Source organism: Flavobacterium sp. WC2430 (assembly GCF_040822075.1).
In the GTDB taxonomy this organism is placed as follows: Bacteria; Bacteroidota; Bacteroidia; order Flavobacteriales; family Flavobacteriaceae; genus Flavobacterium.
In genome coordinates this window covers 3,604,679-3,620,493 of sequence record NZ_CP162007.1, presented here as the reverse complement: position 1 = coordinate 3,620,493, position 15,815 = coordinate 3,604,679, and the positions used below count along the sequence as shown (strand labels likewise).

The following is a 15,815-nucleotide window of genomic DNA, read 5'->3' as shown; positions in this document are numbered from 1 at the left end:
GTTCTTTGTCTGCTGTGTACTACTTATTATTGTAAAAGTCTACCGCTTTCCGCACGCTGCCATATGTTTTTAATAACTCAGCACCTTGCTCATAGGTTACTGGGATTTCACCCATAATCATTTTTACACCTCGATCAACCAGTTTACTATTGCTCAATTGCATGTCGACCATTTTGTTTCCTTTTACTTTTCCTAGTTGGATCATCGTGGCAGTAGAAATCATGTTTAACACTAATTTCTGAGCTGTTCCTGCTTTCATTCTTGAGCTTCCAGTAACAAACTCTGGACCTACTACTACATCAATAGGGAACTGTGCCGTAAGAGAAAGTGGACTTCCTGCATTACATGAAATACTACCTGTAATAATTTTGTTTTCGTTGCAGGCTTGCAAACCACCTATAACATAAGGTGTTGTTCCTGATGCTGCAATTCCTATTACAACATCATTGGTATTTATATTTTGTTCTTGTAAATCTTTCCAAGCTTGAGTGTTATTATCTTCGGCATTTTCTACCGCTCTGCGTATCGCCATATCACCACCTGCAATAATTCCTACCACGAGATCAAAGGGTACACCAAAAGTAGGCGGACATTCTGAAGCATCTACCACGCCCAATCGTCCCGAAGTTCCTGCTCCAATGTAGAAAAGTCGGCCTCCCAACTTCATTTTAGCTACAATTTGAGTGACTAAATTTTCTATTTGTGGCAATGCTTTTTCAACAGCATGAGGAACAGTTTTGTCTTCTTGATTGATATTTGTCAATAATTCGTGAACGGACATTTTTTCAAGATGCTCGTATTTTGAGGATTGCTCGGTAGTTTTTGTGAAAGTCATTTTTTAGTATAGTTGAACTCCCCAAAAATAATCTTTTTTATTGCAATCTCGAAATTTATAGCGTAAAGTCACAAACATTTAATTTCTCATTTTGTTCACATTATCGCTCTGACGAATTCTTGTTAAAAGAACTAAAATATTATATTTGTTACATATTAAAAGATAAATGGATAGAATAAGCTTATTGCAAGGGATTGCTCGCATCGGGGTTTTTGTGTCTTTATTGATGGCATTTTTTTTACTGACCGTTAAAACCGAAAATAAATTAGCTAACCGTTTATTTGCGTGGTTCTTTATTGTCTCTGCTATTGACCTTTGCGGTTTTTTTGTTTTAGATTATATTCAAGATTATGTCAATTTAGTGATTTTTAGATGGACAATCTGTTTGTTGGCAATGCCTTTGTTTTATCTTTATGTGTTAGCAGTTTGTTATTCTGATTTTAAATTAAAATGGAAGCATTTAGTGCATTTATTTCCTATTGTGCTAGTTAATTTAGTTTTTCTTCCAAGACTTTATCTTGCTAGTGATACTGAAAAGGAAATTTTTGAATTTCTAGAGCAAATGCCAGAAATATACTTTATACAGGTTTTAATTGAATTGCAATACGTGTTTTATATCGTGAGCTCATTTTTAATTTTGAAGAAATATAGAGAGATTTATCTGGAAAACTATACCAATCCAAGTACTTCTACGTACAAGTATCTTTTTCAGATGACAACCGTTTTTCTTATCGCACACTGCTTGGTGGCATTAAAAAATGTATTGCGTTACAGCGATTTCAGACAACTGTTTCTTTGGTTAAATGTTGTAGTAGGGAGTGTCGCTTTATTTATTACTTGTTGGTTAGTAATGAAAGCTCTAAATCATCCTGAACTTTTTAGAGGAATCAATTCTAAATTGCAACTGACAAAAGATTTTCTTCCTGAAGAAAATGAGGTTACAAAAGAAATAATAAGCAATAAAGACGAATTTGTATCTTCTCAAATTTTAGCATTAAAAAATTATATGATAGAGAAGGAGCCTTATCTAGATCCGTCGCTTACAATTCAAGAACTCTCTAATCAAATTAATATTCCAGTTCGGGATTTATCAGTGTTGATTAACCATCGTATGAACCAGCACTTTTTTGATTTTGTGAATGAATATCGCATTCAAAAAGCGATGCATATTTTAAAAGATCAATCCAAAAGTCAGCTTACCGTTTTAGAAATTTTGTACGAAGTAGGTTTTAATTCAAAATCATCCTTCAATACGTCTTTTAAAAAATATACTAATCTAACGCCTACCTCTTACCGAAACGCTTCACTATAAAGGTTTTGTAAAAAGTCGAACTTCATACTTGAAAAAGTCGAACCAATTTTTTAAATAGAAATTGGTTCGACTTTTTTTTGTCGGTCGAATTCTGAAAATTTCTAAGGCAACTTTGCTTCAAATTAATCGAACAAGTTTAAAATTAGAAATTATGAAAAAAGTGAACCTCCTTATTTTTTTACTATTGCCTTTGTTTTGTTTAGCGCAAGCACCTTTAAAATTGAAAGGAAAAATAGTTAGTGAAACAACTCCCTTACAATGGGCTGATGTTTCCATATCAAATTCACAGGGGAAAATTATTGACGGTACTACAACTAAACAAGATGGTACTTTTGAAATCAATATTAAAAAAGGTTTTTATAAAATAGGTGTAAGTCTTTTAGGATTTACAGACTACGAAAAAGAAATTGCAATAGAAAATGATTTCGATTTAGGTACAATTCTTTTAAAAGAGAATGCAACAAATTTGAATGAAATTGTCATTCAAGCTAAAAGGAATACCATCGAACAGAAAACAGATCGTGTGGTTTATAATCTAGAAAATAATGTTACAACGGTTGGTGGTGATGCATTAAGTGCCATAAATACAGCGCCAGGAGTTGTGGTGCAAAGTAATGTGATCACTATTCTAGGAAAAGGAGCTTCTCGAGTGATGATTGACGGAAGAATGATTGAGTTGACTGCTGAGGACTTGAACAACTTTTTAAAATCAATTTCGGCAAGTGATATTAAAAACATTGAAATTATCAGTAATCCGCCAGCAAAATACGAAGCGGAAGGAACTGGTGGATTAATTAATATTATCATGAAAAAGGGAGCACGTGATTCCTGGAAAAACAGGACTACAGCTTCTTACGATCAAAATAAATATGGCATTTATTCTTTAAGAAATAATTTCTTTTTCAGTAAAAATAAGTTCCGTTTTTCTGCAAGTATAAATGGAAAAACGGGATATAAAAATGCCGATGAAGTTTCTGAGGTGTATTTCGTAGAAGGGCTTTCGATTTTGAAAGCGAGAACAAAAGTAAAAGACGAAAATGCATCAGGAAAATTAGCTTTAGATTATGATTTTTCAGAAAAAACAACGGTTGGTTTTCAATATTTAAACACCAAAAACAATCCTGATTTTCAATCAGATATTAGAATTGACAGATACAATATGCAAAAGCAATTACAAAATTACATACTCAATACTAGTTTTGCTGACAAAGAATCTAGCAATCAAACGTATAATGTGCATTTGATTACAAAGCTGGATTCCCTTAACCGAAAATTATCATTTGATGTAGATTACTTCGATTATAATTCCAAATTTGATAGAAAGTTTGTTGCTAATAATTACGAGGCAGATATGACATTTATAGCTATAAATCAGTCAGGACGAAATATTTCGAATCAAGATATTAATAACTTTAGTTTCAAGGCAGATATGGAACATCCGCTTCAAGCGTTGCAATTATCGTATGGTGCAAAGATGAGTTTTACAAATAGCAAGAGCGATGTTTTCTATTTTAATACCATTACTGGAAGTCCAGAATTAGATCCTCAGCAATCAAACCGATTTAAGTACACCGAAAATAATCAGGCAGTTTACATTAATGGAGCTAAAAAAATTAATGAAAAATGGAATTTTCAATTGGGATTGCGATTAGAGAATACTAAAACCAATGGTTTTTCTGAAAATTTGAATCAAGAAACAGTGAATAATTATTTAAAATTATTTCCAACATTTTATGCTTCTTATAACGAAAACGAGAACAATAATTTCAGTTTAAATTATGGAAAAAGAATCAATAGACCTCGTTTTGACTTATTGAATCCGTTTCGTATTTACATCAGCAGTAATAGCTATTCAGAAGGAAACCCGTTTTTGAAGCCTTCTTTCAGTGATAATTTTGAATTTTCTCATTCGTACAAAGAAATTTTACGGACTAGTGTTTTCGTAAATGTTATTACAGATGGCTATGGTGTGCTATTTACATCAAATCCTGAAACCAATACGCTAATTGTGACAAGAGAGAATTATTTTAAAGGTTTGAATTACGGTATTGGAGAGACTTATTCTGCTAATTTTATGGATTGGTGGCAAAGTGAAAATTCATTGTATCTTTTAGGATCAAAAACAAATTTTACAAATGCGATAAATGCGACGCCAACAAATGGTCTGGAAATTGATCTTTCTACAAACAATACTTTTTCATTAAGTAAAACGGCAAAATTGCAAATTGATTTTAGTTATACTCCTCCTTATAAGCAAGGACTATATACAGTAGGTTATATGTCAAGTCTAAATATTGGTTTTAAGCAAGATTTGTTTAATAAAAGTGTTCAAGTGGCGTTTCTGGCTAATGATATTTTTAATACTTCTTATTTAAAAGATTTTGTTTCGGTTGTAAATGGAGTGAAACAAGTGTATACCAACAATGAAAGCAATCGATTTGTACGTCTGTCTGTGGTTTATAATTTTGGGAACAAAAAAATAAATGTAAAAGATAGAGATTTTGGGAATCAAGAAGAGAAAAATAGAACAGGTAGATAATACCAAATATCTTAGAAGATAGTCTTTAAAACAAAGTAGAAAATCATTCCATAAATGGTTTTCTACTTTGTTTTAACTATAGTTAGATTAAATGTCCAAGCCAATTTTAAATTTCAATACAGTTTTTAGATTTTCATTGTCGAAATTCTTTCTGGAAACGGCTTAAAAATTCGTACTAGAAGGGTTCATGATTGTCTGTTCTTTACCATTAGCTACGTCATTGCGGGGAAAGTACCAATCTCATCTAGTATTTCGGCAATGAAGAACAGTTTCTATTAGATTGGGAAAGTCAATCGTTTAGTTTAGAAAGCGGATAAAACGGATTGCTAAAGCAAAACGTTGATGAAAACGGATTTTATGCGTATTTTTTTTCTAGCAATAACTAATTCATTGCGAAGAAAGTATCAATCTCATCTAGTATTTCCGTTGTCATATTTTTTTAGTTTTATTGTCGATGAGTTTTAGTAAGATGGCTTCGTTCCTCGCCATGACTTTGTTTGTAGATAGTACTATTTGCTTTATTTGTGTAGCAAATTGAAGTACAGAAGGTTTAAGTATTACAGAATTTATAATTTGATGCACTTTGTCATTGCGAGGAAAGTACCAATCTCATCTAGTATTTCGGCAATGAAGAACAGTTTCTATCAGACTCAGAAAGTCAATCGTTTAGTTTAGAACGCGGATAAAACGGATTGCTAAAGCAAAACGTTGATGAAAACGGATTTTATGCGTATTTTTTTTCTAGCAATAACTAATTCATTGCGAAGAAAGTACCAATCTCATCTAGTGTTTCCGTTGTCATATTTTTTAGTTTTATTGTCGATGTGTTTTAGTGTGATAGCTTCATTCCTCGCTATGACTTTGGATAGTACTATTTGCTTTATTTGTGTATCGAATTGAAGTACAGAAGGTTTAAGTATTACAGAATTTATAATTTGATGTACTTTGTCATTGCGAGGAAAGTACCAATCTCATCTAGTATTTCGGCAATGAAGAACAGTTTCTATTAGATTGGGAAAGTCAATCGTTTAGTTTAGAACGCGGATAAAACGGATTGCTAAAGCAAAACGTTGATGAAAACGGATTTTATGCGTATTTTTTTTCTAGCAATAACTAATTCATTGCGAAGAAAGTACCAATCTCATCTAGTGTTTCCGCTGTCATATTTTTTTAGTTTTATTGTCGATGTGTTTTAGTGAGATAGCTTCGTTCCTCGCTATGACTTTGGATAGTACTATTTGCTTTATTTGTGTAGCGAATTGAAGTACAGAAAGTTTAAGTATTACAGAATTTATAATTTGATGCACTTTGTCATTGCGAGGAAAGTACCAATCTCATCTAGTATTTCGACAATAAATATTACAAGTTGAGGGAAACAGTAAATCTTTGATTAATAAACCACTTTATTTTGTTCATACAAGAAAGTAGGTACTCGTCGCAGACGAGTAAAAGAGTGGGTTTGGTACTAAATTAATCCCTTTATTGGTTTTTGCCAAATCACACCTAATACAAAACTAGCTTTCCATTAATCCAAAAAACCAAATCTCGGGTAACTGCTGTTATGTGCCATAATCTCTGTCAAATGTTACTTTGTGGACGACATCGTTCGAGTTATAAATGTCAGCAATTTCTTTTATAGGTCCGATATTAAGAATTAATGGTAAACTTGTTTGATTACGAACCACAAAACGATGTTCATGCTGATAACTATACAGATGAGATTTCTGGAAATAAGTAACTTGATGACTATTTTTTTTATAATTTTTATATTGAACTAAATTGTGAAAATAGGTAAGTTTAAGTTTCTTTAGTTCAGTTTCAATTAACTCAAAAAACTTAGGGACATCATGGATTACAAGGCAATGTGTGCCGAAAGTTAGCATCCTTTTGTCCACTCGATGCAATTTTTTTCTATTTAATAATCGATCAGAAAGTGAATAAGTAGAATATATGTTACCTAAATTGCCAAGAAAATCTTTTTTATATTGTGCAGTTTGTAATTGAAAATTATATGCCTCACCGGTCTCGACAGATGTAACCTTTAAATTGCTTTTTCCAAAATTTTTGATCTCAACTGTACGTTCAAATTTGTCACCGATTTCTTTTTTATCTAGTTCTGCAAATGTCTGAAGAGTATTCATATAAATTTCTCCATTTTCATACAGATTTTGAATATGAGATTTTTCACCAAACTTTAGGAGATAATGTACAGTTGTATTCACTTGATTGTTGGTATTATGGCAGATAACTTGTATATATTTGTGACAACCGTCAGACTTTATTCATTCTCAAATATAAACAACTTTTGTCTGTTTATTCTGAGTTTGTAATTTTTTCTATGATTATCTCTAGGGTAACTGTTTCGTTAAAAGATGTTCTCAGGTTGCTTGAGGGATAATAGCGGAAATCCTTTTTATTTTTTCTTTAAAAATAAAAAGATTGAAGTGAATAGCCCGACCCGAAGTTTTTACGAAGGGGCACGCCCCAATTATAGAATTATAAAAAATAAGCCAGTAAGATTCCTAGGATAATCATGGAAACTTTGGCAATGTTGAATTTATGTCCTTCGCTACTTTCAAAAATAATAGTGGATGAAATATGGAATAAGATTCCTATAACAACGGCTGTAATTTGGGTGGTATATTGACTTAAAACGGGTAAATAATCGGATGCCAATGTCCCTAGTGGCGTCATGACGGCAAAGGTGATCATGAAGGCAAAAATGGCTTTTGGATTCAAATGCGAATTGATGAAAAAGGTAGTCAAGATGATGGCAATAGGCAGGTGATGAATGGCGATACCAATGGCTAGATTATCATGATGATGGCCTACTGGAAATCCTTCTAGAAAAGCATGAATACAAAGACTGATGAACAATAACCACGGAATATGGTTCATGTTTTCGTGTCCATGAACGTGTCCATGTTCGGCACCTTTAGAGAAAAATTCTAGTATGATTTGGAACAAAATCCCTAACATGATAAAGATACCTATGTTGCTGTCTTTGCTTTCGTAAACATCAGGAAGCAAGTGCATCACGGTTAAAGACAATAAAAAAGAACCACTAAAAGCCAATAATAGCTTGAGGTTGGTTTTGTTTTTTGGTTTTAAAATTGATGCAATGATATAGCCTAACAGTACAGAAAGTAAGGGTAAAAGGTAATTCATGTTTTTTGTTGAATCGTTTATTTGTTGAATGGATTAATCAACTACTTAAATATCATAATTAAGCGTTCGCTATCATTTTTGTAGAATTTTTTCAACTTGTAGTCTCCAAAAATATCCAAAAGATAAATTCCTGCTTCTTCCATTAAGTCTTCAAAATCTTGAAGGGTTAGGGCTTTTACTTTTTCGGTATAATGAAATTTTTGTCCTTTGTCTTCAAAGTCGATTTCTTTATAGATATGTCCGTCTTTTAAATAGCGTTTCAGGTGAAAATCGATGCCTTCAACCGTTTTTGTTTCTTCAGGAACTAATGTATCGAGCACTTGATTGACATTCATGAAGTCAATTACGGCAAAACCATAGTCAGACAAGCTTTCTTTGATGGCTTTTAAAGTGGTTAAATTGTCTTCGTCGTTTTCGAAATAACCAAAACTAGTGAACAAATTAAATATCGCATCGTATTTTTCTTCAAAGGGTTCACGCATGTCGTGTACTTTGAAGTGTAAAGAGTCGTTGGCATTTTTGTTGGCTTCAGCGATACTATTCTCCGACAAATCGGCGCCTAAGACATTAAATCCCAGTTGGTTCAAATAAATAGAATGACGGCCTTTACCGCAAGCCAAGTCAAGCACTTTCGCTTTCTCAGGAAGGTTGAGGTAATGGGTAATATTATCCATAAATAGCTGCGCTTCTCTATAGTTTCTCTCTTTATAAAGGATGTGATAATAGGGAGTATCGAACCAAGAACTGAACCATGTTGGTGCTGGTTCTTCTTGATTTATAGGGTTTAATTTTTGTTCTTCAGACATTTATTCTTTTTCAATTTATTCTATCCGGCAAATTTAGTGTATTTTTGCTGAAAAATAACGATTCTGAGGAGATAGACGGAGATTCACGTAGAGAATTCTCTGATTTTCATCAGAGGTTAAACATAAAGCAGAAATAGGTCTGTTTTAATTGATACAAAAAAATGGAAAATAATTTTAAGATGGTTGCCAAAACCTTTTTTGGTTTTGAGGAAATATTAGCAAAGGAATTACAAATGTTAGGCGCGCAAGACGTGGAGCAGGGTGTAAGAATGGTGAGTTTTAAAGGAGATAAGGGATTTATGTACAAAGCGAATTTATCGTTGCGTACCGCATTAAAAATCCTAAAACCCATTTATTTTTTTAAGGCAAATAACGAACAAGCTTTATACAAAGGAATTACTGGTGTGAACTGGTCAAGATATATTAATGCCAATCAAACTTTTGTGATTGATGCTACGGTGCATTCAGATAACTTTAATCACTCTGAATTTGTTTCTCAAAAGTGTAAAGATGCTATTGTAGATCAATTTAGAGAACGCACAGGACAACGTCCAAGTATTGATAAAATTCATCCCGATTTAAGAATCAACATTCATATTGATAGAGACCAAGTTTCGGTTGCTCTTGATACCTCAGGGAATTCATTACACCAACGTGGATACAGAACAGCAACTAATATTGCGCCAATCAACGAAGTTTTGGCAGCAGGAGTTTTGTTACTTTCTGGTTGGGACGGACAAACGGATTTTTTAGATCCAATGTGTGGTTCAGGAACTTTCTTAGCGGAAGCGGCTATGATTGCTTGTAATATTCCGGCGAACATTAACCGTAAAGAATTTGCTTTCGAAAAATGGCACGATTGGGATAATGAATTGTTTGATAATATTACGGACAGCTTGTTAAAAAGAGTACGTGAGTTTCACCACACGATAAAAGGATACGATAAAGCACCATCGGCAGTTCAAAAAGCCAAAGACAATATCAAGAATGCCAATTTGGATGAATACATCACGATTGAAGAAAAAAACTTCTTTGATACGGAGAAAACTACCGAAGGAAAATTACATATGGTATTTAATCCGCCTTATGATGAACGATTGGATATTCATATGGAAGAATTCTATAAGAATATTGGAGATACTCTAAAGAAAAATTATCCTGGAACTAATGCTTGGTTCATTACTGGAAACCTGGAAGCTTTGAAATTTGTAGGGTTAAAACCTTCAAGAAAAATCAAACTTTTCAACGCAAGTATCGAAGCACGTTTAGTAAAATACGAAATGTACGAGGGTAGTAAGAGAACAAAATTTCAGGTAACTGAAGGGGAATAGTGAAATAAGAATATAAAATATAGAAAAAAGAGGAAAGAAAAAAGAAAATAGAAGGGTACAAATTTATCATTGATAAACATTATCCAACTTTAAACTTTTTTAAACCTTAAACTTTAAACAAAATAGCATGACAAAATTACAAGTAAGAGCATTTTTATATCAAATGGGTTGTTTCGCCATTTTATTTATATCCGTACGTTATTTGGCAGAACGTTATACAGGTTTAACTGGATTTTGGATTCCAATGACTGCCTTTATGGTAGGAACAATTTTAGCACCTAAATTCAAATCGATTAAAACGAATGATGGGGAGAAGTTGTATATGAGATGGATTTTTATGAAAGAGGTAAAGGAAATAGGATAACACTGTTTAACAACATAAAAAAAGGAGCTAATTATAATCGTATAATTAGCTCCTTTTTATTTTTTATAGTGTTTATTTTTATTGTTTTTTAGCAGGAGTAACTGGTACTACTTTCTTTTTATAAATAGGAATGAAATACGATACTGTATAATTAAATCCTACGCCAAAATCTCCATTATAGGTTCTATTGAATCCCGGAATATATAGGTTATCAAAATTCCCTGGTTTTTTATTGGAAACTAACATTTTCAGTTGAAAGCCGAATCCCACAAATACATTGTTGAATACTTTAGCTTTAACTCCTGCAACCACTTCAATCCAACTGGCTGAAAGGCCGCTGTATTTTTCTCCAGAAGTAAGTGCTGGAACCTCTCCAAAATAAGGATTGGCATTGTAAATTTTGTAGGTGTTCAATTGCTGACTAAACGTACTAAAACCATAGCGCATCCCTATAGAAATGATATTCTCCATATCGAGCCAGTTTTCATAGGCATTGTAATCAAAACCTGCTTTTAAATATGAGCCTTTGGCAGTTGAGTTTAACCTAGTGTCATCCGTCGTTTTATTTTCATTTCCCAGTTCAGCAGCGAGGTAGTATTTTTTTGTTAGTCGGTAATCGCCAACAAACTCGATTCCTTTATAATCTTTATCGTATAAAGCACGTGTCAGTTTAAATAAATCAACCCCTACACGCAATCCGTATCGATTAGTTTTAGCAGGAATAACAGTGTCTTTTATAACTGGTTTAGGTAGTACTTTGGCATTTTTAAACGAATTGTCAGGAATGATACCTTCCTCCGTTTTAGTATTTTCGGGAGTGGTTTTTATAGGAGTCGTTTCTTGTGCTTCTACTAAAAACAAAGAAAAAATGAGGCAAATACTAAAAATATATTTCAAGGTGAGTTTCATTTTCGTTATCGATAGTACTGTTTTTTACTGCAATATATTGAATCCACTTATCAACGGCTACATTGGAAGCGGTATGAACATAAGGGGTTATAGGATCTAGAGTATAATCGGTTTTAAAACCACAGGCTCTGGAAACAAAAATAGTAGCCCTAGAATAATTAAACAACAAATTGTCCTCATAGACCAATGCTGGATTTGAATTCCCATAATTTAAAATGAAACGAAAACTAGTTGCATCAGCATCTGTTTTTAAGGGGATAGAGACCGTGCTTCCGTTAATCAAGGTACTTCCTTTATATGTAATCCCATCAGTCATACCTTCTCCAATTATGGTTAAATTAGTAACGTTTTTCAATACAGATGGATTGTTAACGTCATAAAATGTAACTACCAATCGGGGAGTAGTAATAGTATTAGCATCACAGATATCATCTTTCTCACAACTGGAGAAAGTGAAGGCAATGGCCAATACTAAAAGCATTATTTTTTTCATATATTTTTAAGTGATTAGTGATTAGTAAATAGTAATTAGCTACTAACGAATGACTGTTTACGAATCACTAGTTACCATTTATCTTCTCTCTAAAAGCACTACATTCTCCACGTGATGTGTTTGCGGAAACATATCCACAGGACGCACACGAGTTACTTTGTATTTCTCGTCCATTAGTGCTAAATCACGTGCTTGTGTAGCTGAGTTACAACTTACATACACTACTTTCTCAGGAGCAATTTTCATGATTTGTTCAATCACATCTTTATGCATTCCGTCTCTTGGTGGATCAGTAATAATCACATCAGGATGTCCGTGTTGCGCGATGAAGCTATCATTAAATACCACTTTCATGTCTCCTACAAAGAACTCACAATTTGTAATTTCATTGCGTACCGCATTTGTTTTAGCATCTTTAATCGCGTCAGGAACACTTTCTACACCTATTACTTTTTTAGCTTTTTTAGATACAAACTGAGCAATAGTACCCGTTCCCGTATATAAATCGTACACAATTTCATTTCCTGTTAATCCAGCAAAATCACGTGTTATTTTGTATAATTCGTAGGCTTGATCTGAGTTGGTTTGGTAAAAAGATTTCGCATTAATGCTAAATTTCAATCCTTCCATTTCCTCTAGAATGTAGTCACGCCCTTTGTATAATTTAATATCCGTGTCGTACAACGTATCATTCGCCTTATTATTCACTACATATTGCAACGAAGTAATTTGAGGAAATTTCTCGTATAAATGGTCTAAGATCAATTCTCTATTGGCTTTATCATTTTCAAAAAACTGAATCAAAACCATGATTTCTCCTGTTGAAGCCGTACGCAACATTAACGTTCTCAATAAACCAGAATGTTCTCTAGGGTTAAAGAAAGTCAGTCCATTTGCATTAGCAAAATCCCGAACTTCATTTCTAATCGCGTTCGAAGGATCTTCTTGTAAATGACATTTATTAATATCTAGAATTTTATCCCACATTTTTGGGATATGAAAACCTAGTGCATTTCTATTTCCTAAATCTTCTGTGCTATCAATTTCTTTTTCGGTTAACCAACGGCTGTTAGAAAATGAAAATTCCATTTTGTTTCTGTAGAAAAACTTTTTTTCCGACCCTAAAATAGGCTCAAATTCAGGAAGTTCAATTTTTCCTATGCGTTGCAAGTGGTTCAAAACCTCATTTTGCTTATAGTACAACTGTTGGTTGTAGTTCATATTTTGCCATTTACAACCTCCGCAAACACCAAAATGCTCACAAACAGGCTCCACACGGTGCTCCGAAAACTCATGAAAATGCACTGCTTTTCCTTCATAAAACGACTTACGCTTTTTAAAAGTTTGTACATCAACCACATCACCCGGAACCACATTCGGTATGAACACTACTTTACCATCCGGTGCTTTTGCTACCGATACGCCTTTTGCACCTGCATCAAGGACTTTTATTTGATGAAAGACAACCTTGTCTGTATTTTTTCTTCCCATGGCACAAAAATAAGCGTTTGTAAACTTTTATAAATTCAAATTGGGAAATATTTTTAAAAAAGAACCATTTTTATTTGGGCCCAATCCCGCTTTCCGCTACAAACCCTCGTTGCCACAGCACAAATCCGGCTATAAAAGGAGCTTCCTGCGGTCGCTCTTTTCTAGCACGGCTTTCTAAGCTGTCACAAGTTCGGGTTTTTCACTACAATCGGGGGCAGGGGAGTTGGGTGTAAATTGGTTTTGTCTAGATATGATTTTTACGTTTCATCCATTCGTAATTTACAATCGTGAGAAAGTAAAAAACAACATCAGCACAAATTTTCCCCGCCATAATTCCCGTTACCGCATTTCCAGTTGCAATAGGCAACCAATACATACAAAACGGCCGAACAAATGCAATATCTAGTACTGCAGGATAACCAAATTCTAAGAGTAAGTTCTTGACAATTCGTAACAGATTACTAAATGTTGTTTGTTGCTGATTTTCTATGTTCTTTTTGGCTGTTTGTTTGTAAGCCATGATAGTGATAACACCATAAAAAGCAAAATACTCCGTAAACGTAATCAAGTAAGCCGTTGTCAAGCCATTAAAAAAAAGACTGAATTGAGAACCTAGTAAAGCGGCAGAGGTCGCAGCTAACTCGGCATATTTATAGCGATCAAACCATTCTTTAAACTGTACTTTTGAAAGCATAATTGTGTGTTACTACTTTTAGGAAAAGCAAAATTAGACTAATTTAATTACTGAAATTTTAAAATCTGATTTTTATAAATTAACTTAATGATATTCAATTAGTTATTTGGTTTTCTAATTTAGTAAATTTGAATAACTAATGAAATTGGATATGTATAGCCTTATCTTTTCATATAATCCACTAAGCTATTTTGGTATTTTCATTTGGTTTCTATTTCTAGATCAATTGACTCCCATTCCAGAAGAAGTTACCTTGTTATCTATAGGCTATATTGCGCAGCAACATCTAATCAATCCGTATTATGCAGGATTATCTGCTTTTTGTGGGCTTACTATTATTGATAATTTATTTTATTGGTTGGCTTTTTCAGGTAACAAATTAATCAATCGCTTTAAAAATAAAATAGGAGAAAAGATGCAAAAGAAATACATTGACGGAATGGAAAAACACAGTGTAAGAACCTTGTTGCTATTAAGTTTTATTCCTAAAATTAGATTTTTTAGCCCTATTTTCGCGGGACTTTTTCGTGTTAAGTGGCGTACTTTTTTTTTAGTTAATGGATTTGGAACCCTTATTTTTATAACGCTTTATATCACTGCTGGAATACTATTTCACAACAGCTTGAAATACCTGCTTAAAGAACTCGAACTAGTAAGGCATTCAGTTTTTGTATTCTTTATGATTGGTATTACTGTGGTATTATTTTTTAAGTTTAAGAATAAACACGACTAAGTCGTATTTTAGTTACATTACTTATTTTGTTGTTATTAATTTAATTAGTGTAGTGTTTTTATTCTTTGGTTTTAAATCAATGTATTGATAGGTCAATTTTAGGTGATATTTTGATTAATTCATATTGCTAAAATGGTTTATTAAATGTTATTTTTACAATCCCTTTCTTTCATTTTATAATTGGATAGAAACATCCTTTTAATACAAATTTTATTTTATAAAACACTAAATAAAACTAATTAAAATTATTTAAAACGAGGTGTTTAATAATGCGTAAAGTATTGATTAAATTATAAATACAGGGGTTTTAAATGCTTATTCTTTATTAAAAATTGCATATATGAATTTAAAAAACACACTACTACTTTTATTGTTTTTTTTAGCTATTACTACTGGTACAGCACAAAAAGAGATTAGAAAATGGAATGGTAAAAAATGTGGGGTTGTATTGACCTATGATGACGCTTTAAATATTCATTTGGACAAGGTAATACCTATGCTCGATTCATTTAATTTTAAAGGAACCTTTTATCTGATAGGTGCTTCACCTGTGGTTGCTAATCGAATAGATGAATGGCGCGCTGCATCCAAAGAGGGTCATGAATTAGGAAACCATTCTTTAAATCACCCTTGTGATGGTACCTTACCAGGAAGGGGTTTCGTTACTTCAGAAAATGATTTGTCCAAGTATTCTGTAGCGAGAACCATAAATGAAGTCCGAACTACAAATACTTTACTCAAAGCGATTGATGGAAAAGAGGAGCGCACTTTTGCGTATCCTTGCGGGGATCTTACTGTTCATGATACACTTTACTATAGTTATTTAAAAAATGATTTTGTGGCTGCTCGTGGGGTAGAATCTAATTATCTTCCAGCAAAAGAGGTTGATTTATCTAATGTAAATGCCTTTGTCCAGATTGGAACTACGGCAGCACAAATGATCGCACAAGTAGAAGCTGCTGAAAAAGCGCAATCTTTTACTGTTTTTCTATTTCACGGAGTAGGTGGGGAACATGCATTAAATATTGATTTAGAAGAGCACCGCAAGTTATTGCAATACCTAAGTAAAAGAAAAAAAGATATTTGGGTTGCTCCTATGGTTGAAGTAGCTAAATATATTAAGACACAGCAATAAAGCCA

The 15,815-nt window shown here is 33.1% G+C and carries 14 protein-coding genes; 6 read left to right on the top strand and 8 right to left on the bottom strand.

Going from position 1 to position 15,815, the window contains the following annotated elements:
* Positions 1-19: 19 nt before the first annotated feature.
* Positions 20-835 (bottom strand): N-acetylmuramic acid 6-phosphate etherase, encoded by an 816-nt coding sequence (gene murQ, locus AB3G36_RS15755; protein ID WP_367754326.1) that lies wholly within the window; start codon positions 833-835, stop codon positions 20-22.
* A gap of 166 nt (positions 836-1,001) precedes the next feature.
* On the opposite strand from murQ, the gene AB3G36_RS15750 reads away from it, so the two are divergent.
* Together AB3G36_RS15750 and AB3G36_RS15745 are read left to right on the top strand one after the other, a co-directional pair.
* On the top strand, positions 1,002-2,147 hold the full coding sequence (locus AB3G36_RS15750) for a helix-turn-helix domain-containing protein (protein WP_367754324.1): 1,146 nt from the start codon (positions 1,002-1,004) through the stop codon (positions 2,145-2,147).
* A 151-nt stretch (positions 2,148-2,298) separates the two neighbouring features.
* Complete coding sequence (locus tag AB3G36_RS15745; protein WP_367754322.1) at positions 2,299-4,686, top strand: TonB-dependent receptor; 2,388 nt, start codon at positions 2,299-2,301, stop codon at positions 4,684-4,686.
* Between the two features lie 1,559 nt (positions 4,687-6,245).
* Here AB3G36_RS15745 and AB3G36_RS15740 read toward each other — a convergent pair.
* From AB3G36_RS15740 to AB3G36_RS15730, 3 genes are all read right to left on the bottom strand, one after another.
* Entirely contained in the window at positions 6,246-6,908 is a 663-nt protein-coding gene (locus AB3G36_RS15740; RefSeq protein WP_367754321.1) for a hypothetical protein, read from the bottom strand.
* A gap of 274 nt (positions 6,909-7,182) precedes the next feature.
* Complete coding sequence (locus tag AB3G36_RS15735; RefSeq protein WP_367754319.1) at positions 7,183-7,854, bottom strand: ZIP family metal transporter; 672 nt, start codon at positions 7,852-7,854, stop codon at positions 7,183-7,185.
* 41 nt (positions 7,855-7,895) lie between these two features.
* Positions 7,896-8,660 carry a class I SAM-dependent methyltransferase gene (locus AB3G36_RS15730; RefSeq protein WP_367754317.1) on the bottom strand — a complete coding sequence of 255 codons (765 nt, stop codon included), beginning with the start codon at positions 8,658-8,660 and terminating at the stop codon, positions 7,896-7,898.
* Between the two features lie 161 nt (positions 8,661-8,821).
* On the opposite strand from AB3G36_RS15730, the gene AB3G36_RS15725 reads away from it, so the two are divergent.
* Positions 8,822-9,991, top strand: a complete 1,170-nt coding sequence (locus AB3G36_RS15725; RefSeq protein ID WP_367754315.1) for a class I SAM-dependent RNA methyltransferase — start codon at positions 8,822-8,824, stop codon at positions 9,989-9,991.
* A 127-nt stretch (positions 9,992-10,118) separates the two neighbouring features.
* A complete protein-coding gene (locus tag AB3G36_RS15720) occupies positions 10,119-10,355 on the top strand; it encodes a hypothetical protein (RefSeq protein ID WP_367754313.1) in 237 nt (78 codons plus the stop codon).
* A gap of 78 nt (positions 10,356-10,433) precedes the next feature.
* Here the strand turns inward: AB3G36_RS15720 and AB3G36_RS15715 are convergent, their stop codons facing one another.
* The 4 genes from AB3G36_RS15715 to AB3G36_RS15700 form a co-directional block, all read right to left on the bottom strand.
* Complete coding sequence (locus tag AB3G36_RS15715) at positions 10,434-11,264, bottom strand: DUF6048 family protein (RefSeq protein WP_367754311.1); 831 nt, start codon at positions 11,262-11,264, stop codon at positions 10,434-10,436.
* Positions 11,236-11,757 carry a DUF6452 family protein gene (locus AB3G36_RS15710; RefSeq protein ID WP_367754309.1) on the bottom strand — a complete coding sequence of 174 codons (522 nt, stop codon included), beginning with the start codon at positions 11,755-11,757 and terminating at the stop codon, positions 11,236-11,238. Before AB3G36_RS15710 ends, AB3G36_RS15715 begins: the two co-directional genes overlap by 29 nt.
* 78 nt (positions 11,758-11,835) lie before the next feature.
* A complete protein-coding gene (gene rlmD, locus AB3G36_RS15705; RefSeq protein ID WP_367754307.1) occupies positions 11,836-13,248 on the bottom strand; it encodes a 23S rRNA (uracil(1939)-C(5))-methyltransferase RlmD in 1,413 nt (470 codons plus the stop codon).
* A 244-nt stretch (positions 13,249-13,492) separates the two neighbouring features.
* A complete protein-coding gene (locus tag AB3G36_RS15700; protein ID WP_367754305.1) occupies positions 13,493-13,942 on the bottom strand; it encodes a hypothetical protein in 450 nt (149 codons plus the stop codon).
* Between the two features lie 139 nt (positions 13,943-14,081).
* Here AB3G36_RS15700 and AB3G36_RS15695 point away from each other — a divergent pair, with 139 nt between their 5' ends.
* A complete protein-coding gene (locus AB3G36_RS15695; protein WP_367754301.1) occupies positions 14,082-14,675 on the top strand; it encodes a DedA family protein in 594 nt (197 codons plus the stop codon).
* A gap of 340 nt (positions 14,676-15,015) precedes the next feature.
* On the top strand, positions 15,016-15,810 hold the full coding sequence (locus AB3G36_RS15690; RefSeq protein ID WP_367754299.1) for a polysaccharide deacetylase family protein: 795 nt from the start codon (positions 15,016-15,018) through the stop codon (positions 15,808-15,810).
* The last annotated feature ends 5 nt before the right edge of the window (positions 15,811-15,815 follow it).